We start from the raw sequence: 21,302 nt of genomic DNA, 5'->3' as shown, positions 1-21,302 counted from the left end.
GTTCTCTTAAAAATTAATAACTGTGAATAGGGTCTGTTGAGGTATGTTTGTTGCGTAAAAAAAGCAGATAAAACAAACATAAAGTGATGGCAAAGCCAACAGAGCCCGTCAGTAATGGGGTGTTTAGTTCAAAGCGAGAGACTAAATCTCCCGCTAAAAATGAGGCGCAGATGACGCCGATATTTTGCATAAAATGAAGCTTGGCAAAGTCGCTTGAGTAAAAGCGTGGTTCGCTCATTGCAAACAACATGACTTGCAGACGCACGGTCAGTAAAAATAGCCCAATAGCAAATACAACACGGCCGAGCACAAGCCATTGCCAGTGTGAGCTAAGTTGTATAAATAGGCCTATACTGCTTAACATAAGTGCATAGGCGATTGTCTTACTGTGCTTATTGGTTGCAGGTTTGTTTCTGGTTGCAATCAAAATGACAAGTGCAACCCAAGCAGGGATAGCAAACACAGCGCCAGCTAACAGTGCATTGCTGAAATCACTTACTTGTTGCCAAAGTAGCGTAAAGTATGGCGTTGCTAAGAACATGCTGAAGTACACGCCCATAGATATAACCCCTAAGCGAATAATGTAGCCAGGGAAACGCTGCCGTTTTACTGATGATGCGGTTAATTCCCTTGGCTTGTAGCTTACTTTTAATAAGTAAATTAAATACAAGCAGAGCATAACCTGTAAGCAGTCGCCCGCAGCCATTACTAAATATAAAAAGCGCGGCTCAATACTTTGAATGATCAAGCCACCTAATAAAGCACCGCCAATACCGCCAAAGTGTAAAAGCACGCTAAATAAAGCAACGACACCGAGGTGCTGTTGTTTTTCTTCGATACTTAGAACAAAGGGGTAAATAAGCAGGTAACTTGCTTTAAATACCAGCATCAGCTGTGATAACAGCCAAAAGCTCCAAACGTTTTCGCTGTAAAAGCACGCAACACCCAATAGCCCAGCCATTATTTGGGTGATCACCCATAAATACAGCTCGTGCACGTGCTGCGCTATTTTCGCCCATACAGGAAAAGCACACATCACAGTGATGCAGCAAACAGCGATATAGGCACCAATGTGATTACTTGATTGCAAACCAAATTGGGCACTAAAAAACTGCGGGTAAAAGGGCAAAATCATGGTGTCGCAAACAACAGATATAATCGTCAGCAGCACCAAGCTTGATTTTAATGCGGGTTGTTTCATGCTATTTGCTTCTGTTTTTCGTTGACAACATCGGGTAAACCAAACTCTTGAAAGGCAATTTGTGTTTCAACAGGGTAGGGGGCATAACCTAAAATTGAGCGCAAAATATGGCTGTTTCGATAGCAGGCCATGCCCAGATCTGGCGTTACAAAACCATGACTGTGCAGCTCAGCATTTTGTACAAACAGCCGTTGTAGCTTGTCGATACTGTAATTCCGCTCAACAGCAAAGCACCCGTTATCTAGCCAATTTATCTCGCTCATTAAGCCACTTAGAAAATCGGGTAGCTGATAACTAAAGCCCGTAGCCATGATGACGTGATTACTATGTAAGCTAAATTCAGCCTGCTGTTCACTGTGTCTAAAAACTAGTTTACTGCCTTGTTTTTTAATGAGCTCGCTGTTGGTCAATAACCTTGCGCGGTTTACCCCTTGAATATCAAGTTGATAGAGCTGATCATAAATCTGATTAATTAACTCTGAGTTGATGCCTTTGTATAAATTACGTTGCTTGGCTAGTAACTCCTGTTTGGTGGCCTGTTCTAGGTTATAAAAGTAATCAACATACTCAGGAGAAGTCATTTCAAGCGTGAGTTTCGTGTACTCAAGAGGAAAGAAACGCGGCGCTCGCGTTACCCAATTGAGTTGGTAGTTATGCTGTTTAATGTCACACAACAAATCATAAAATACTTCAGCAGCACTTTGCCCTGAGCCAATTACAGTAATGCTCTTGCTATTTACTAATTCATCCCGTTTATACAGATATTCAGTGGCATGGCAGAGCTGTGTATCTTCTGCCTGAACAGCGGGTGGGTAATAAGGTGAGGGACCTGTGCCCAGTACCAAGTGACGACAATAAAGCGTTTTAGTTTGCTTTGCAGATTCGACAGTGAGTACATAGAGCTGCTTAGTGTGATCAAACTGGCTATGAATGACTTTATGACCAAATTGTATGTTACTTAATTGGCTTGCTGCCCACTGGCAATACTGGTTGTATTGCTCGCGCAGTAAAAAGAAACTTTCTCGAATATAAAACTGATACAGCTTACCTTGTTGTTTCGCATAGTTTAAAAAGCTGTATGGATTGGTTGGATCTGCCAATGTAACTAAATCAGACATAAACGGTGTTTGTAATGTAACGCCATCGAGCATCAGCCCTGGGTGCCAATTAAATTCATCACGTTGTTCTAAAAATAACGAATCAAGTTTTTCAATTGGCTCAGCTAAACATGCCAAACTGAGGTTAAACGGACCAAGGCCCACGGCAATTAAATCGTATACTTTATTCATGACTAGTTTCCTCAACTTTTAGGCGTGCCTTGATGCTGTAGGCGCAGGCTTTAATATCAGCTGCAATACTTTTAATGTCTTCAATCTGTGTGTTTGGATTAAGTAGCGTGAACTTTAAGTAGTTGATACCTCTAAATTTGGTGCGAGCAATGGCACACTCACCTTGTTTGAATAGCTCATCTTTAATTTGATAATTAAGCAGGTTTAATTGCTCATCACAGAGGTTTTTATCCTTAAAGCGAAACACTAAAGTGCTCAGTTCAGGTTGGTGAATTAGCTCAAATTCAGGGTCTTGTTTGAGCGCCACATAACTACTACGGGCTAATGCCATAACAGAAGAAAACACTTTGCCAATCTGTTCGTGGCCCATAATGCGTAAAGTTAGCCAAAGTTTTAAGGCATCAAAACGGCGAGTAGTTTGAATGCTTTTATCAACAAGGTTTGGCGCTGCTTGTGGGTTGTCGTTAAACGGATTTAAATAATCAGCATGATGAGTTAAATGTTTAAATTGTTTTTTATCAGCAACAATAAATGCACTGCTGCTGACAGGTTGTAAGAATGATTTGTGGTAATCTAACGTCACCGAGTCAGCCAGTTCAATGCCATTGAGTAAGTGACGGTGATCATCAGCGGCAAGTAGTCCACAGCCATAAGCGGCATCGACATGAAGCCATAAATTATCAGCTTTGCACCGCGTTTTTAGCTTATCGATAGGGTCTATTGAACCAAAGTCAGTTGTGCCTGCGGTGGCAACAAGTGCTATCGGAATATTGCCTTGTGCTTTACATTCATCAATCGCTGCATCTAGTGCGGCTAGGTCCATTTTAAACTCTTTATCAACTGTAACCGGAACAACCGCGTTATAGCCAAGGCCCAGTAAAGCGGCTGACTTTTGAATACTAAAATGGCTGACTTCAGAGCAAAAAATACGGTAGCGATGAGCATCTGGACCTAAACCAAAATCGCGAATAAGGTGCCCTGATAAGCGCTCTGCTGCATGGTCTCTAGCAAGTAACAATGCCATTAAATTAGATTGACTGCCGCCACTTGTGAATATGCCATCGGCAGTAGCACTTAAGCCAATGCGTTCGATACTCCAGTCAATTATCTTTTGCTCAATGAGCGTCCCGCCAGCACTTTGGTCCCAGGTGTCTAACGAAGAATTTATAGCAGTTAATAACTGTTCGGCTATCACCGCAGGGTAAGCAACGGGGCAGTTTAGATGGGCAACATACTTTGGATGATGAAAATAGACAGCATGATCTAAATACAACGATTTTACTTCATTTAGCGCTTGCTCAACGTTATTGAGAGGTTGATTTAGTTCTACTCTGGCTATTTGTTTACTGAGCTCTTTGTGGCAGACGCCAGAATGAACTTGTTTTGCAGAACGCAGCGCTTGATGGATGAGCGACATTGTTTGCATTGAAGCCATCTCATATTTGAGTAAATTATTTTCGTTAAAAATAAACGCATGGGGCTGTTCATCAACGTTTATTGATGAATGAGCATTAAGCACGGGGGCTAATTGATTCACGACTCAATTCCTTCTTGGTTAATTTGAATCGGGATCGTAATGATAGTGATTATCAATATCAATAATAATAAATCATTAATTTACTTTACAATTTAATTACCTTTAATAAGTTGAAAGTGTTTTGTTTTTAAATTTATCTAGTAATAAATAATTGCCATTTAGTCATAAATTATGACTAAGTTAGTCCCTTTTTCAGGTTCTGTTTGACAGCATTTTTTGCTTTTTCGATGAAAATGCTCACAAATAAAAGCAATAAAGCCATCATTTAAAAAAACAATAATAGGTAGGTGAGAGGTTTTAAGAGCTAAGTAAACACACTTTGAGCTGCTATAAAATGCGTAAGCAAAGGGAGGGTTCTGCGAATAGTTATTTTAAGAAAGACTGTGTTACAAATTTGGTGAGTATTAAATTAATTAAAAAAGTTGCCATCGCTCTTAGCGAGAATGGCAACAGGGAACTTTAGTTTATAAAAACACATAAGCAGCGGGGAGCAGCATACCGCCAATGACTAAAACTGAGCGGCTGCCCCATGGGCTATTTTTACCTTTGATCATAAACAAGCCGCTGATCGCTAAAAACAGCAGCAGCCCTGCAAAAATATCAGAAAAAATAACCCACGATTCGTTTGTCTCGTTCAAGTGTAAACGGTTAAATGCTTGAAATACATGACGAGGCTCAATGGCTTCATAGCTTATGATATCTTTATTAAGTTTAAGGCTGAGATTGTTACCGTTTTTTAAAAACACCTTAAACTCTTGCGGCGACACCCAATAAGAGGCCTTTACCGGCTCGCTTACATCAGCATGAGAGATAATTTGTTCAATCAGCAACTCGTCATTATCTAATTGCCAAGTTTCATCGCTCACACTGATTTGCTGGTGGCTTACTTTGTAGTTTGGGTTCCAATCATCTTTGTGGTTCACTGCAATGCCAGAAACCGCAAAGATAATCACTAAACCAACACAAAAATAACCAATATCGCGGTGTAAGTTTCTGTTTAACTTAAACCAGTTGATACTTGATTTATTACTCAATGATTTCAACTCCGCTCGGTACGAGCTGATAAATAGCCATTGCTTCAGTCACTGAATTTGCATCAAAGCTTTCGCCGGCTTGTTGCGCTTTGTGAGCAAGTAACGCTTTAGTGCGGCCAAGGCTAAGCTGAATTTTATCGAGCTTACCAGTTACGATAGCTTTACTGCCTTTAGCCGTCATCGGGAATACCATGTCGCCATCTTCAACTTTGATACGTAAGTTTTCAAAGCGTTTGTCTGATGCGAGCGTCATCCAGCAACCACGTTTTTCGCAAACCCCAGTGATAGTCCCTTCCACGGTAATTGGACTTGCAAGGTAATCGTCTGGTGAGGCCATAACAGTCGAAATTTTAATGAGTTTGTCACTGTCGACTTGATTGCCAAATTGTAAGCTAAAGGCGTGTTGGCTAAAGCTTAAAAGCGCCAATGAAAATGCAATAAATGTTTTTGATTTTAGGAACATAGCGGTTGCTTCTTTAAAAAAATTAAGCCTTAGTTTAAGCGATTTACTTGTATGATAAAAGTTTAATGAGATTAAAAATGATTTGCAATTATATCAAGCCTAGATCAATTGCTTTTAATGCTGCACGGGTTCTATCACGTACATCTAGCTTTCTGAGAATAAAAGACACTTGATTACGGATAGTCCCTTCAGACTTATAAAGTGCCTCGGCGATTTCACTATTTGAATAGCCTGCAGCGATTAAATTGAGCACTCTAAGCTCGCTTTTACTTAATTTATCAGGAGTTGCTAAAGAAGTATCGGTTGTTTTAGTGGGCTTATTCAAAATTCGCTCGGTGATCGCAGGAGCTAGCGCTGAGCCACCTTTAGCAAGTGTTTCGATGGCGCTGACCAAGCGCTCTAAATTAATATCTTTTAACGCATAACCCTTAGCGCCATAGCGAATACATTCTAGCACTTGTTCACTATCATCAAAGGTCGTGAGTACCAGTACTGGTTGCCTCAGCTGTTGTGCTTGCATACTTTTCAGTACGCCAATACCGTCTAGAATAGGCATGCGAATATCAAGGAGTACAACATCAATAGAATGTTGCTTGAGCATCTCAAGAGCCGTTTGGCCATTGTCAGCCTCAGCCACGACTTGAATACTTGCTTTAAGGGCGAGTAAGCTTTTTAAGCCTTCTCTTAATAATGTTTGGTCATCAACGAGTAATACCCTAATCATTTTTTACGCCAAAGTATGTGGATTAAGTTTATGAGGTAACGTTGCAGCAATCGTAAACCCATTATTATTTTGTTCAAACTCGATTGCCCCTCGCACTAAAGCTAAGCGCTCTTGCATGCCTGTTAAGCCATTGCCTAAGTTCAGCTTGGGCATTTCGCCGCCGTTATCATAAATAGTGAGATGCACTGAATCAGCTTGGAGGTCTAAGCTTACCGACAGCTCGGTCGCATCACTGTGTTTAATACAATTCGTAATCGCTTCTTGCACAGTATGAAATAACGTTTGTGCCAATAACGTATCACTTATTTTTATATTTTCATCGTAATTGAGTGTGACATTTAAGCCTGTAACATGGCTGCACAGTGAATTAAGCGATGCATGTAAATCAATGGTTTGGTTTTCTCGCATTGACGACACAGAGTCACGCACATCATTTAATAACAAGCGGGTAATTTGCTGTGCTTTAGTTATGTGTTTTGGTGCTTCATGATTAGCACAATGATTGGCGACTTCTAAGTGAATACTGAGTCCTGTAAGGTGGTGGCCAAGGGTATCATGTAAATCTCTGGCAATACGAATACGTTCATCGCGAGTTGCGGTGTCGTTTAAAAGCGCTTGAGTTGCTTTCAATTCACGTAATAAATGGGCTGCTTGTTCTTTGGCTTTACGCTCAGAAATAAGCCGAGTAGCAAAGCGATAGGCAAAGCTATTGTATAAAGTGAAAGCCAACCCGTTGAGCAATACAAATTGCTTATCAAAGCCATAGTGAAGCGTCAGCGCCATCAAAAGGGGCAGGCAAATGAGTAAATAGAGGCTGACTTTGTTTGGCTCGTAATCGCTGAATTTAACTAAGAAGATGATCAATAGAATTGCAACAAAGCCAATATTAAATAGCCACATCAATAGCACAACATTAGCGATAGTGAAGTTCAAAATACGGGTTTGATAGTGCTTAAATCGTGATCTGAAAAACTCAAAGTAAATTAAAAAAGCAAAAAAGCTTATAAATAAAACACTGATCAAAAACGTATTTATTGTACTAAAACTTAGCTGCGCTGACTCTGCTCTTTGCGACCAAGCGTGCAGAGTATAAATAAACACAAACCCCCAGGTGATTGCTGAGAGTATAAAATCGCTTCGATGTATCAACGTTTGCAAGAGTTTGTTCATACGCTTAGTTTAATCCGCAATTATTCGTTTATGTATATGACAAATGTCACGATTAAATATGTGACATTTGCAGCAAGTCAGTCCTAATGGTGAGGCGTTAAACTGCATTAAAACACCAATATAGGGACATTATCATGACCAAACATGAATTTCTGCGAAATAGTCTTTTTTCTTATCTGTTGATAGTAGCTTATTGTTTAGCAGCATTATTTGTTGATGATGCCAAGGCCGATGAGCAATCACAGCAATGGCAAATGGAGGTCGGTGCTGCACAATTGGCTATTGATACAGCATGGCGAGATCACGATATTCAAACCATGGTCTTGCCATACTTCAACGCCCGAAAAGGCAACTGGCGCATAGGGCCTAAATATGGCTTAGTGCAATATGCCTTTTTACAAGGCGCAGAATTTGAAGCGTCAATGGGGCTTAGTCTCCGAGATGAAACCTACGATAGCAGTTTAATCTTTAGTGATGAGTTGTCGGATGATGAGGTTTTCACTGACTATAAAGACGGCAAAGGTGAGCTAACTTTCAGAACTCAGCTGCAATATAAACAGCTTTTTGTTCGTTTAGCGCAAGATATTTCGAATCACTCCGATGGACTTACGTTTCTTGCCCGCTATAACCTACCGATTTATGGCCAAGGATTAGGGTTACAGCTAAGTGCTGATCTCGGTTTTTATTGGCAAGATAAAAAATACACTCAATACCTGTATGGCATAGCTAATGGCAATATCGCCCCTGAGTTTGGCAGATATGAATATCAGCCAAGTGCAGCCCTTAACCCATTCACCTCGCTAAACCTGACTTATGTTTTTAATGAGCAGTGGTCTGTTTTTACGAGCTTGCGGTATGAGCAACTTGACTCAACTATCAAAAAAGCCCGCTCGTGGGAGAAACTGCCAAGCAGCAATTCACTGCAACTATAAATTATCGTTTTTAGAAAAAGGGATGAGCAATGAATTATCTACTGAGATTATGCATTTTACTCTTACTAACTGGTTGCAATAGCGCTGAAGAGGAAGTGTTTGACGAAGACGATTTATACCAAGGTGTCTATGAAAGTGACTATTATGTTTATAACTTTAGCGAGTACCCGGTTGATTTTTATATGATGAACCTACGAAACAACACACCAACAAGCGCAATTTATAAGGAGCAGAACTTCCAACAATCAATCGATGGCTACGGTGGTTTTGAAAAGCTTAACTTTAAGCGTTCTGTGGTCGGAAAGGTTGGCTTTGCAGCTTTTTATGATGCTGAAATAAAAGCTCATCTACAAAAGTGGGTTGTTAGTGATATAGCTAATTATGTGATCATTTATATGGATGGCGAAACGCTGAAACTGGCTTTTTTAGCACGCACTGAGGCTGTAGATAGTGGTGATTACCCTGTGGTTAGGCTGGTTAGTTTTATCGGCAATACGAACTACAGCTATAAACTTGCTAATAGTGAATTAACTGAAGCAACAGCAACAGCTTATATACCGCTAACTCATTGCGCTAGTGACTTACAAATTGCCGGTTTTGAATTTGATTTTTGTAACTTAGAGCAGCGTGGTTACCTAATTGTGCTGCTACCTAATGAGCAACTAGCAATCATCAAAGAGTAGTGCTTTATGACAATTTCGTGAATATTGTGATAATGTAACTTTTTATCGTTTCATTGCTTTATAATGCCTTTTTTATTTGTATGATAAAGCTGGTTTTGAGCTTGGAGTTAGCATGGTTTCACGTCGAGAATTTTTAGTAGGGGCGGGCACATTAGCCTTTTTAGGATTATCAAAAAGTGCAATAGGTAAAGTGTCGTTAGGTGATTTAAAAACAACGGCTGTGGGCTTTGGTCCGTTAATTCCTGATCCAGATAAATTGCTCGACTTACCCGAGGGTTTTAGTTATCAAGTTGTTTCAAGCCTAGGTGAGAAAATGTCTGATGGGTTTACAGTACCGGACAAAGCTGATGGCATGGGCTGTCTAGCGCTTGGTGATGACCGTGTTGCATTAGTGCGAAACCATGAGCTGAAACCAAAAGACTTAGCGAAAGCTGAAGCAAGTATTGCCAATCATAAAACACCTCTGGCTTTTGATACTAACAGTGACGGTGTGGCGTTACCGGGTGGCACAAGTCATATCGTGTATAACTTAAAAACCCATCAAAAAGAGCAAGAGTACTTGTCATTGGTCGGCACTATTCGTAACTGTTCTGGCGGTATCACGCCATGGGGCACCTGGCTTACGTGCGAAGAAACCACAGATACCAAAGCCGATGGATTTAACCAAGATCATGGTTATATTTTTGAAGTACCCGCAAATAGCAAAGGCTTAATTAAACCTGAGCCATTAAAAGCCATGGGTCGATTTAACCACGAAGCGGCTGCCGTTGATCCGCGTACGGGCATTGTTTATTTAACTGAAGATAAAGGTGATAGCGTCTTTTATCGTTTTATTCCAAATGAATATGGCAAGCTGCATAAAGGCGGGCAATTACAAGCGATGGTGGTAAAAGGTAAGCCACAATTCGATAGCCGTAACTGGAATAATAAAGCCATGGGGCTACATCAAGAGCTTGAGGTTGAGTGGGTCAATCTAGATAACCCTGAAAGCCCGAAAGACGACCTACGCCTGCGCGGATACAAACAAGGTGCAGTATTGTTTGCTCGCGGTGAAGGTATTCACTGGGGTGATAAAGAGCTTTATTTTTGCTGTACCAATGGTGGTAAAAAACAACTTGGTCAGGTTATGAAATATCAGCCATCAGAATTTGAGGGCACAGATAAAGAAGCACAGCAACCTGGTAAGATCTCGTTGTTTGTAGAAAGTACTAGCAAAACTCTCTACAACTTTGGCGATAACCTAACCGTGTCACCTAATGGTCACTTAATTGTTTGTGAAGACCAATACACCGATGTGGTTGATAATCATCTTCGTGGTGTGACACCCCAAGGCCAAGTTTATAATTTTGCCCGCTTAGTGGCGCAAACCGAGCTGGCTGGTGCCTGTTTTTCACCCGATGGTAGCACTTTGTTTGTGAACGTTTACTCACCTTCAAAAACACTTGCTATAACAGGCCCATGGCATCAATTTAGTGTTTAATTAAAGTCTATTTTAAATAGCCACTGCGAGGTGGCTTATTTTGTATCACGAAAATTTATGTTCCTCTTTTTATAATCAGCTGTTCTAGTTAGAATCACTTTGTTTCACAGGAAAATAATAATAAAACGAAAACGGAGTTGATATGTCTGTTACTGAGCAGAGTCGAGAGCAAGTTAAAGCAAAACTAGTTAAGCAAAGTCCACTTGCAGCCGCAATCGGCGTAGCGTGCTGGAGTATCCCAATCATTATTTTATGGATCACAGTATTTTCAATTAAAAGTGCTATTGGGCCAGTAATGTTAGTGATTAGCGGCGTACTCGTTGGCCTAGCCGTTCGTATTCATGGGCGTGGCTATGATCGTATCTTTTCAGTTATTTCACTTATTGCATACCTATCTGTAATCGCTGTTGCGCTCAGTTCAGAGGTTTTGATCAGCGGTTCATTGTCTTTATCAATTTATGCTTTGTTATTTGCACTTGGCTCTTGGTCAGCAGCATTTATTGCACGTAAAAGCATTCCATTTATTGACCATAAGTTATTTGCTGAGGTGTATGAATCGGGGGAGCTGGCAGGGTATAAAAAAATTAAAAATCATTGGTTGGTAGTATTACCGAGTACCCTAATTGCTACATCATGTTTGAGTTTTGCAGGCGCCGTTGGTGCATTTGCTCACCAGCAGTATTTGTTTGTTGAAAAACAGGTGGAGCAAGAGCATCATCAAGCAGCTAAGTTTAGAGCAAAACATATTCCAACAGATGATGAGTTTCTTGCAACCTTGTCTGACAAAAAAGCATTTAGCTATGCTTTTGCCTACTATTCGGGTCGTCACTTTGATGAGCGAGGCGTTTATCAGGGGAATTTTCCACAAGATACATTTAAATCAGAAACTATTTTACGTTATCTCGTTGAACATAAAAATGAACCTAGAGCGCAATTTATTCTGGGAAGAATGCTTGCTTTTGAGCGTGGTGAAGCACTCATGGCAAGCTCAAGGCAGAGCGGTGATCAGTTCGCTCGGCTATATGACATTTATCAATTCGGTTGCCATATAGATGCAAAGCAAGGACGTACGCTATTGCAAAGCTTTAAAAAACTCGTAACAGAGCAGTCGGTGATCATCGATATTCAGCAAATGCAGAGTAATGATTTTCGTGATTATTGCGACATTCTAGATGACACCGAATTTGATTACCGTTATATCCGTGATTACAAAAGCTAATCCCCAAGGTCACTAATTATTAGTAACGGAAAGTTCTTTGCTGAGCGGGGCTGCCAATCTGCAAACTCAATATTACTCACATTCAGTGTATTGAGTGCTTTTTTTGAGTAGCTCCAGCCTCTGGCTTTTTGTGCCACAGCTGCACGTTTTAGCTCTTTAGATAAACCAATCGTTAGCAAGTCATGATTAACCCCGCGTTTTGCATAAAAGGCTTTTTCACGAGCGATGGCTTTTGCGATTATTTCATCGTAATGAGTGCGTAAAGCCTGCCACTTGGTTGTTTTTTCTGGCTCTTTTAAATGACTTACCATGGCATCAATATCGCTATCTCGCCAGCGAGCTGAAGCGGCATCGCCGTGCCAACCGACAATCGCGTTCTTAGCTATGGTGGTAGGGTTTCCTGCAAGTAATACGTAATTAGCACACGACGAAAAGCAAAATTGTTTTACATGAACTTTTAAATTATGCGCCAAAATCAATTCGGCGAGATCCATACCTAAATCAATGTTTCCGCCACCACTGGTGATTTGTATGCTGTTTATGTTTGGCTGCTCAGCCAAAAGCTGTGCAACATGTTGATTGTTTTTGGCATTAATTTCGCCTTGATAAATAATGCGCTGCTCGCTCAGTGACACACCGGCAAAGCTTAACCAAGGGATGATTAAAAATAGACTAAAAAATACACGTAACATAAAACGCTAACCTTATAAATTATATGATAATTCTATCATGCTTTTAGGGTTTTTTAGCGGCTTTTTTGGCGCTGACTTTAGCGGCATGTTTAGCTATCCACTTAGTCATTTTTTTCATTAAAGCGGGCGGAAAATCATGGCCCATTCCGGGCACGACTCTTAACTTACTGCGCTTTATTAACAGGGCGGTGTTGATACCCGCAGACAGCGGCATAACAGGATCAGCACTGCCGTGAATTACTAACGTGGGCGCTTTAATCTTTTTTAGTAATTGCTCGCGATAAGGCGTTGCGGCAATGGCTGCAAGCTGACGTTTAAAGCCTGTTTGATTTGTGTGGGCCCGCTCAATATAGCGTTCAGCGTTGGCGTATAAAGCGTGTTCATCTTGTGGGTAGGCTGGGCTGCCAATGAGTTGGTTGAGCCTAACATTGTAGTCAATCGCGGCTTCTTTATTACTGCTTCGGGGGCGTATTTTTGCGAGCTTTACCAACAGGTTAATGTTTGATCCCGAAAACGATAACGGCGAGCTACTCGACATAATTGAAGTTAAGCTCAGTACACGTTTTTTATACTTTGCCGCGGCAATTTGCGCAATCATGCCACCCATCGACGCCCCCACTAAGTGCGCTTTTTTGATAGCCAGTGCATCCATTAATTCTTTTACATCGCGAGCCATGTCATCGAGCGAATAGGGCAGCTTTGCGCGAATGGGTAATCGGCGGCTAAGCCAATGCTTTACTAGACTCGGCTTGCCTAACTCATCTAACGATGAGGATAGCCCTGCATCACGATTATCAAAACGAATAACCCGAAAGCCTTTTTCGACCAAGCCAAAATATAGCGACTCTGGCCAAACGGTAAATTGAGCACCTAAGCCAATAATTAAGATGATCACCGGCGCATTTTTATCGCCTTCATCTTGATAACTAATACAGATACCGCTGGCTGTAAGGATATGTTCCATAGACTGACAAATAGGCTTACGCAGGTACCATCAGCTTAATGTGTGAAGTTGGCAATTTAGTGACAGTAAAAAGAATACTGATAATAGGAGCAGTAATAGGGACGGTAAGAAAAATAGACAGCATATGACTACATGCTGTCTATTTTCAGGGAGTTTACTTAGAAGTAAGCGGTAACGCCAATCCAGAAGTTACGGCCTTTATCTTTAACGTTGTAGTCGTCTGTGAATGTAACTTCGCTAACTACACCGCGACCTGTTAGGTATTCGTACTCACCATCGCCATTTAGGTCGGTATAGCTTGTGCTATAAGAGGTGAAATCTTCGTCTAATAGGTTGTTTACACGGGCATTGATTTGCACGTACTCATTTACATAAAACTGCGCACCTAAATTAAGTAGGTTGTAGTTTTTGTAATACAGCGCTTTATCGTGCACGTTATCCCAACCGCGGTAACGGTCTGAACGATATACACCTTGTAGGTATAAGTTCATAAAGTCTGTCGCTTCCCAGTTTAGGGTAAGGTTTGCCATGTGCTCAGCTGAGTTAGTTAATGGTTGACCTTGTTCAGGACCGCTCTTTTGTTCGCTATCAGTCCAGGTGTAGTTACCGTTAACAGACACTGTTTTAGTGATTGTGTATTGACCAGCAATTTCAACACCTTGAAGGTCTACTTCGTCGATATTGATCTTTTGGCTGTAGCTATCGTAGCCAAGCTGATCATATTGACCTAGGTTCACACATGGACGTACGTCGTTAGTTTGTTCACAGCTTAAAATTGTATCGCCGCTGGCAATTTTGTCTTCAAACTTGGTGTTGTAGTAAGTCACGTTAATGTTGTGATCGCCATCAAGTGAAGTCCAGTAAAGTGCAACTTCTGAGTTAACACTGGTTTCTGGTTCTAATTCAGGGTTACCTGCAAATGGGCTTGTGCCTTGGCCACCAAACCCGGTGATCCCGTCATAAAGGTCAGTTGTTTTTGGTGTTTTGTAACCTGTACTTACACCACCTTTTAAGGTCCAAGTGTCAGATAAGTTATATACACCGTAAACACGAGGTGATACTTGGCTACCAAATACATCGTGGTCATCGTAACGAGCACCAAGTGTAAAGGTGAAGTTATCAGTTGCCATCCAGTTATCTTCGGCAAAGATTGAGTACATGTTTTGCTCTTGTACTTTGCCAGCTTGATCACTTTCAAGACCAAATACACCGTCTTTTAATTCACCGTCGATAAGCTGGCCACCAATTGCTAGGTTATGGCTGCCAAAGCGCCCCTCGATTGGAATATCAAAACGTAAGTCATAGGTATATTGGCTGCTTTCAAGTGGGCGAGCAGGGCGTGGTAAGAATGTTTCTTCAGCTAAGTCTTTACGTGCTTGCTCGTCCATTCCTTCGTATTCGCCAGTACCATCGTACATAGCTTGCAGCTCTAATCGCTCGCTTACACTCAGTGGTAAAGTACGGCCATTGTTTTGCGTATCAACATAAGACACAGAGGCTTTTACCGTTGCCCAGTTAAGATCGCCATCATAACTGAGTGACCACCATTCACGGTCAAACTCTTGGTCTGCCGCGTAACCTGCGCGCGGGTTTACTTGGCCGCGGCGATCTTGCCAAATTGATTCAATGTTATCTTTAGTACCAAGTGGGTAAGTAATGGTGCCTGATTCAATGTCGTAGCTAGGTGTGTTGTCGTACACTTGGCTTGAATTATCATAATCAAAACGTAAATGATGAGATTCAAACGGGGTATAAGTTAACGTAAAACCATACTGCTCATTTGTGTTATCAACGGTACGACCGCCACTGCCAAAGCCTAATGAACGAGTATGTACAACACCGTTAGGATCGGTCGCAGGTTCAAATGTTGGCGATGATGCTTGTTGTTCGTAAACACTGCCGCGCACACCTAAACTTAATACGTCTTTAATTAGCGGGCCCATCACACTAAAGTCAGTGGTAATGTCATCACCAAAATCATCGTTTTGCTGTAGTGAACGGCTAAAAGATACTGCACCACTCCAGCTGTCAGTATGCTTTTTAGTGATGATATTGATTACACCACCCAGCGCATCTGCACCATAAAGTGTTGATGCAGGACCGCGAATTACTTCAACTCGCTCAATCGCATCAACCGGTGGTACGTGGTTAAACGCGTTGCCACCAAAATTGTTTGGGTAAATGTCGCCATGGTTATTTTGGCGTTTACCATCAATTAGTAACAGGGTGTATTCACCTGTTAAACCACGCATACTCACACTGCCTTGGCCCGTTTTATCACGAGTTGTGCCAATGTCGATACCTTCTAAATACTGCACAGCATCAAGTACTGAGGTGAAGGCATGAGACTTAATATCTTCATTGGTGATAATTGAAATACTTGCAGGTGCTTCGGTAACTTTTTGCTCAAAACCTGTTGCAGTGATTACTAAGCGTTCCATATCTTGTTTCGGCTTAGCGTCATCAGCAAAGGCTGAAAAATGTGTTGCTATGGCAAGTGCCAGTAAGCTTGGTTTTATTGATTTCATTGTAGGGTTCCAGTTCTTTTTGTAGGTTATCCCTTTGAGGGACGCTGCGTATAGTACAGAAATGAAAAATACAATCAATAACTATTCTTATTTAGATTAATCTTTTTCAAGTTGCATTTACAGTTGTTACAACTTTTTTCTATTTATGTTTTTGTTGATTAGTAAAATAAGGTGATTAAAGCGAAGTCAATTTACAATCTTAAAGCCTGTTAATGTATAGTGCTTCCATCATCACCATAAAAATTAAAATAATGAATTCAGACATCTCTTTAGCGCGCTTTAAGCAGTTTCCAGTGCTTATGTGGATCTTCTTATTTGGCTCGTTTATTACCCGTGGCAGCTATTACATGGTGTGGCCATTTCTTGCGGTAATCTTGTACGAAAAGTTTGCTTTATCGGCAACTGAAGTCGGTTTGGTACTTACTAGTGCCGCCGTGATTTCGGTGTTTACCAGTTTTATTGGTAGCAGCCTCTCAGATAAAGTGGGCCGGCATACGCTGATGTACATCACCGGTGTGCTGTATATCATTTCTTTCTCGCTGTTGGCTGAGGTAGAAACCGTGGCCGGTTATGTGATTGTGATGACCTTATGCTCGATTGCGACTGCACTTTGGCGACCATTAACCAGTGCGGCGATTGGTGATATTATTGAGGATGCACAAACTCGCGAGCTTGCCATGCAGTCGCTGTACTTTATTGTTAATGTGGGCTGTGCGGTGGGCCCATTAGCCGGAGTATGGCTAGGTTTAACCGGTGAGCAGTCGAGCTTTTATATTACCGCAGGGGCATTCGCTATTTTATTGGTGCTGCTTGTTTGGGGCTTTAATTTTAGTGATAAAGCTGCAAAAAATACTGCCGCAATCGACGAGCCTGAAGAGAAAAAACCAGCTGTACAGGGCAAGCAAATTTTACGTATTTTATTTGCAGATAAGCTGTTGCAGTGTTTAATTTTAGCCAATATTTTGTGCATGTTTATTTATGCGCAAATGGATAGTTCACTCATACAATACTTAACTCGTGCAGAGGCTCCCGACCTACTTGCATTGATTTCTGCGCTTATTTTTACCAATGCGTTAGTGATCATTTCAAGTCAATTTCTGCTGTTAAAAATGATGGCGCGATTTAGCCTAACGGTGCGCATTCAAATTGGCTTGGTGCTATTGATGGTGTCGCAGTTTTGGCTAGCACTTAATCCAATCGATTTATTCTGGGGCTGGATTGGTGCGATAGTGGTGATGAGTTTGGCCGAAACCATTTTGTTTCCGACGATGAACGTTCACCTTGATAGGCTGGCGCCTTCTCACCTTCGTGGTGCCTACTTTGGCGCAGCTTCGTTTTATGATTTAGGGTTTGCTTTAGCGCCACTCGGAGGTGGTTTAATTTTAGATTATTACAATGGCCCAACCTTGTTCTTTGTAGCAGGAGGCCTTTGCCTTGTGGTGATTTATTTATACGCCATACTCGAAAAGTTACCCAGACCTGATTTTGCAAACCCGTCATAACCTTTAAGTAGCCCCTTCATGGGGCTTTTTATGGCTTAATACCAACCCGCAATAATACTTAATCATTTTGAGGGATTAAACCTGTCGCTAACTGCGTTAAAAATTTCTCATTTAGAACAACTAAATAACGAAATTTTTGCCTTGTTATCAACGAGGTTTCATTGCCTCAAAATAGACTACTTAATTAAGCGGATTGGTATAAACAATTAATGACAGCGATATCAATTTACGTATTTTTTCCGAGATATTAGTTTGTAGTATCGGCTTATAATGTTAAAAAATTGTTTACCATACCGATAAGAACTCAATGAACGCACCTTACTATTTGTGCAAACGCTCGCTATTATGCTCGGCTGTATTGCTAACACTTGCGGCTTGTGGCGGCTCAGGCTCAGATGAAAAACAAACAACAACACCGCCTGTAACCGAAACACTACAAAATCAAGCGCCGCAAATCAGCGGTCAATCACAGACTTTACGTGTTGGTGAAACCCTAAGCTTTAGTCCTGAAGTCTCTGATCCAGATAATGACCCTCTTACTTTGTCTGTAACAAACTTACCAAGTTGGCTAAGTTTTAATGAAGTCTCAGCAAGTATCAGTGGCACGCCAGAGCAAGCAGGTAAGTATGCAAACATTGAGTTTACGGTCACTGATGGGCAGCTGTCTGCCCAGCTTTTGATTGATATTAATGTAGAAGCCAAGCTTGTCGAAAATACGCCGCCAACGCTCACGTCTACACCATCGGATAGCAATGAAGGCCAAGCTTATACTTACCAGCTAACATTTACTGATGCACAAAATGACACTGTGGTAATAAGTGAAGTTAGTAAACCTGATTGGCTTAGCTTTGATGCGACTAACCTCAGTTTTAGCGGCACGCCCTTGTTTGCGAATACGGGCGAACAGCAAATTCGTTTTCGTTATTCAGATGGCGAAGTGACGCAGCAGGCAGAGCAAACATTTAACATCGCTGCCAGAGCAAACTCAGCGCCAGTGGTTTCTCCACTGAGTAGTGAAGTGCGTGCTGAGAAGGCATTGAGTGTGCAGTTAATCAGCAACGATGCAGACAACGATGATGTGAGCTTAACCGTAATAGGTTTACCAACGTGGCTAAGTTTTGATGAGCAAACTAGCATCTTATCTGGCACCGCTAGTAATGAAGAACTTGGTGAACATAAATTCACAATCACAGCCTCTGATTCACGTACAGAGACTAGCTTCGAGTTTGTGTTAAACATTACTCAAAGTTATGTGGCCGAGGCACTCGAAACGGGTAATGCGCTGGTTGTGCCAAACAGCGAATTACTTCTTGATGCGACACTTAATGAAATTGATACCCACAAAGCGCGCTTTCAAAGCATTAAAAATAGCTTATTTGGGTTTGGCTCAAGCTCCACCCTTGATGAATTAAGCTGGTATCCAACCTGGGATGCAACGCTATTAAATGCCACGTATCCATTCAATGAGCCGCTACTACTTACCAACAATAGTTGGCAAGATGGCTACGAGACAAAAATTAGAAATCTTGCTGTAGTCGGGACTAGTGATGGTGAGCAAGGCCGTTACTTGGTATTTGGTAGTAATCCTTATCGAAATACCATTAACGAGCAAATGACTCAGTTTTTGAAAAACAGCACCACATGGTTAGCTGGCAGAGAAATAACCGCAGAGCAGCCACTCAAACTTGTATTAGCACAACTAGATCAAAGCTATTATTTTCAAGATAGGATCAAAACGCGAGAGTGGTTTGATAGTCAATATGAAGGCATGGTGAGCTATAACGACAATGCAAGTTGTGACAACGACGCTTTAGCAGCGTGTTTAACATCTGACACGGATATCCTGATTATCTCTCAGCATGAGCGTGAAGGATTAAATATTGATAATGTTGTGGCTGCAGTAAAGCAAGCGCAAGCAAATGATATTGCAGTGATCTATATTCAGCGTGATGGTAGTCAAACGGCACTAGGTAAAGCGCTATTTGAGTTACTCCATGTGAGCGTTGCAGGTGATAACTACTGGCACCGGTTAGAATTGGCAAATTGGAACCCAATTGCTATCAACGACAGCTTGCCAACTGATGCGCAAACTATTAAAGACTTACTTAGCCGCTTTAAAAGCAGCGAATTTAGTGTTGATTTAAGTGCTTGCGATAATCGAAGCTGTCCAGCTGAAAGCCAATATCAGCAACAGTTTAGTGATGCGGCAACGATCATTAATTCGGTGTTTAGAGGTTTTGACCAAGCTAAAACAGATATCTTTACTGAGCAAGGCTATCGTTTTTATCAGTTACTGGCGCTGCTTGCAGATCATTATCGCCAAGTAGTGAGCTTCCCGATGGATAAACTAAGCACCGATAATACAAGCTTCTTTCGTGCCCTGTTTACTGATCATGCAGTATTAAATATACGTAAAGTTAATCCACTTCAAGTTGATATGGGTAATTTCAGCCGTAGTGATTTTAGTCATGTAACACCTAAAACAGTCACCGTGAATATGCAGAGTAAGGCGTATTTTCGCTCAACGGGTGTGTATGCCTTGCCGGGGCAAACGTTTGCTATAAAACGCACCGATAATCAAGCAGTGAATACCAAGGTGTTTGTTAATACTCTGCGCGATGGCGCAACACATTATATGAGCAGCAATGGCTATAATCGACCCGCTAAATTGCAGTCGGTTCATGTCCCTATAGAGACAAATGAAACGGTCTATTTTACGTCACCTTATGGTGGGCCAATTCAAATTGAGTTTGATCAAAATGATTTAGATGTCAGCTTTGAATTTAGCAATGTAGGTGAGCACCCGTATTGGCGTAGCAGCAGTGATGATGAGCGCTTTGCTGAGTTGCTTGAAAAAGGGGATTATGATTGGGCTGAGGTGGCAACCGGTGGTTTTGAGGTGCATTCAAAGCTCGAGAAAATGCGTATTTCAATTAACGATGGTTATTGGCCTGTAGCGTCTGACTTCGCCCATGCTGTAGAGCGTTATACCCATAACTATCCGCATGTACTTGCTGGTTTCAAAGGGCCGGGCATCGATGTGGTTAGCGAAATTCATGACTTTGCGAGTGAACGCAATATTGAAGTACAAACAATTGATATTGTAAAACATATGAATGCTGACCAGCCGACCTGTGGTTGGGGCTGTTCGGGCAATCCGTATGACGCAGGTTGGAATTTTAATCCAACAGGGCATGGCGATATCCATGAGTTAGGGCATGGTCTTGAGAAAGGGCGCTTCCGTATCGAAGGGTTTGGTGGCCATTCAAATACCAACTTTTACTCCTACTACAGTAAGTCGAAGTTTGAAGATGAAACCGGCTTTTCGGCATCGTGCCAAAACTTGCCATTCGAGAACTTGTTTGATCATTTGCAAGCCAGTAAACAAAGCGCAGATGCATTTGCTTATATGCAAGCTTTAGCGATGTCAGAGTGGTCGCAAAGCCACGCTATTTATTTACAAATTATGATGGCCGCACAGGCACACAATAAGCTTGAAAACGGCTGGCATTTATACCCTCGCTTACACATTTTGGAGCGTGCGTTTAATCTAGCTGATAACAGCGAGACTAATTGGCAGGCACAAAAAGATACACTTGGCTTTTCAAGCTACAGCTTGTCAGAGGCACAAAGCATAGGCAACAATGATTGGCTATTAATAGCGCTTTCAGAAGCAACCGAGCTCGATTTGAGCAACTACTTCAGCATGTGGGGCATGGCAACGTCAGACAAAGCAAAACAGCAGGTTAAAGCGAAAAACTACATGGTATTAGGTGATGTTTACTATGCCTCATCTGCCACCGGCTATTGTACGACGTTAAATCAAACAGAAGTTGCAATTGATGGGACGCAAAGCTGGCCTGAATAATACACCGCGTTGTTAA

General features: G+C 41.6%; 16 protein-coding genes. 6 read left to right on the top strand and 10 right to left on the bottom strand.

What is annotated here, in order from left to right:
- Window positions 1-13: 13 nt before the first annotated feature.
- The 7 genes from AOG27_RS04925 to AOG27_RS04895 all read right to left on the bottom strand — a co-directional run bounded on the left by AOG27_RS04925 (window position 14) and on the right by AOG27_RS04895 (window position 7,349).
- The gene (locus AOG27_RS04925; RefSeq protein WP_054551867.1) at window positions 14-1,201 is read right to left on the bottom strand and encodes an MFS transporter; all 1,188 of its coding nucleotides are present in this window, start codon (window positions 1,199-1,201) and stop codon (window positions 14-16) included.
- Window positions 1,198-2,490, bottom strand: coding sequence for a lysine N(6)-hydroxylase/L-ornithine N(5)-oxygenase family protein (locus AOG27_RS04920; RefSeq protein ID WP_054551866.1), 1,293 nt, complete (start codon window positions 2,488-2,490; stop codon window positions 1,198-1,200). The genes AOG27_RS04925 and AOG27_RS04920 overlap by 4 nt, the downstream gene beginning before the upstream one ends.
- The gene (locus AOG27_RS04915) at window positions 2,483-4,027 is read right to left on the bottom strand and encodes a pyridoxal phosphate-dependent decarboxylase family protein (protein WP_054551865.1); all 1,545 of its coding nucleotides are present in this window, start codon (window positions 4,025-4,027) and stop codon (window positions 2,483-2,485) included. The genes AOG27_RS04920 and AOG27_RS04915 overlap by 8 nt, the downstream gene beginning before the upstream one ends.
- A 464-nt stretch (window positions 4,028-4,491) precedes the next feature.
- Window positions 4,492-5,061 (bottom strand): PepSY-associated TM helix domain-containing protein, encoded by a 570-nt coding sequence (locus AOG27_RS04910; protein ID WP_054551864.1) that lies wholly within the window; start codon window positions 5,059-5,061, stop codon window positions 4,492-4,494.
- On the bottom strand, window positions 5,054-5,524 hold the full coding sequence (locus AOG27_RS04905) for a DUF4920 domain-containing protein (protein WP_054551863.1): 471 nt from the start codon (window positions 5,522-5,524) through the stop codon (window positions 5,054-5,056). Before AOG27_RS04905 ends, AOG27_RS04910 begins: the two co-directional genes overlap by 8 nt.
- Window positions 5,525-5,612: 88 nt before the next feature.
- A complete protein-coding gene (locus AOG27_RS04900; protein ID WP_054551862.1) occupies window positions 5,613-6,248 on the bottom strand; it encodes a response regulator in 636 nt (211 codons plus the stop codon).
- 3 nt (window positions 6,249-6,251) lie between these two features.
- Window positions 6,252-7,349 carry a sensor histidine kinase gene (locus AOG27_RS04895; protein WP_161804340.1) on the bottom strand — a complete coding sequence of 366 codons (1,098 nt, stop codon included), beginning with the start codon at window positions 7,347-7,349 and terminating at the stop codon, window positions 6,252-6,254.
- A 203-nt stretch (window positions 7,350-7,552) separates the two neighbouring features.
- Between AOG27_RS04895 and AOG27_RS04890 the strand changes: the two genes are divergently transcribed.
- The 4 genes from AOG27_RS04890 (at window position 7,553) to AOG27_RS04875 (ending at window position 11,732) form a co-directional block, all read left to right on the top strand.
- Window positions 7,553-8,350: a MipA/OmpV family protein gene (locus AOG27_RS04890; protein WP_054551860.1), complete on the top strand. Its 798-nt coding sequence runs from the start codon at window positions 7,553-7,555 to the stop codon at window positions 8,348-8,350.
- A 29-nt stretch (window positions 8,351-8,379) separates the two neighbouring features.
- On the top strand, window positions 8,380-9,033 hold the full coding sequence (locus tag AOG27_RS04885; RefSeq protein ID WP_054551859.1) for a hypothetical protein: 654 nt from the start codon (window positions 8,380-8,382) through the stop codon (window positions 9,031-9,033).
- Between the two features lie 112 nt (window positions 9,034-9,145).
- On the top strand, window positions 9,146-10,513 hold the full coding sequence (locus AOG27_RS04880) for an alkaline phosphatase PhoX (RefSeq protein ID WP_054551858.1): 1,368 nt from the start codon (window positions 9,146-9,148) through the stop codon (window positions 10,511-10,513).
- Between the two features lie 142 nt (window positions 10,514-10,655).
- A complete protein-coding gene (locus AOG27_RS04875; RefSeq protein WP_054551857.1) occupies window positions 10,656-11,732 on the top strand; it encodes a hypothetical protein in 1,077 nt (358 codons plus the stop codon).
- Here AOG27_RS04875 and AOG27_RS04870 read toward each other — a convergent pair.
- From AOG27_RS04870 to AOG27_RS04860, 3 genes are all read right to left on the bottom strand, one after another.
- Window positions 11,729-12,424, bottom strand: a complete 696-nt coding sequence (locus tag AOG27_RS04870; RefSeq protein WP_054551856.1) for an ATP-dependent Clp protease proteolytic subunit — start codon at window positions 12,422-12,424, stop codon at window positions 11,729-11,731. The genes AOG27_RS04875 and AOG27_RS04870 overlap by 4 nt on opposite strands.
- Window positions 12,425-12,467: 43 nt before the next feature.
- Window positions 12,468-13,388, bottom strand: a complete 921-nt coding sequence (locus tag AOG27_RS04865) for an alpha/beta fold hydrolase (RefSeq protein ID WP_054551855.1) — start codon at window positions 13,386-13,388, stop codon at window positions 12,468-12,470.
- Between the two features lie 158 nt (window positions 13,389-13,546).
- On the bottom strand, window positions 13,547-15,916 hold the full coding sequence (locus AOG27_RS04860; RefSeq protein ID WP_054551854.1) for a TonB-dependent receptor domain-containing protein: 2,370 nt from the start codon (window positions 15,914-15,916) through the stop codon (window positions 13,547-13,549).
- A 251-nt stretch (window positions 15,917-16,167) separates the two neighbouring features.
- Here AOG27_RS04860 and AOG27_RS04855 point away from each other — a divergent pair, with 251 nt between their 5' ends.
- Entirely contained in the window at window positions 16,168-17,418 is a 1,251-nt protein-coding gene (locus AOG27_RS04855) for an MFS transporter (RefSeq protein WP_054551853.1), read from the top strand.
- A 307-nt stretch (window positions 17,419-17,725) separates the two neighbouring features.
- Window positions 17,726-21,286 carry an ImpA family metalloprotease gene (locus AOG27_RS04850; RefSeq protein ID WP_054551852.1) on the top strand — a complete coding sequence of 1,187 codons (3,561 nt, stop codon included), beginning with the start codon at window positions 17,726-17,728 and terminating at the stop codon, window positions 21,284-21,286.
- The last annotated feature ends 16 nt before the right edge of the window (window positions 21,287-21,302 follow it).

The sequence above is a fragment of the Pseudoalteromonas lipolytica genome (assembly GCF_001306915.1).
In the GTDB taxonomy this organism is placed as follows: Bacteria; Pseudomonadota; Gammaproteobacteria; order Enterobacterales; family Alteromonadaceae; genus Pseudoalteromonas; species Pseudoalteromonas simplex.
Note: the sequence above shows the minus strand (reverse complement) of the source record. Positions and strands in the feature narration are given on the sequence as shown.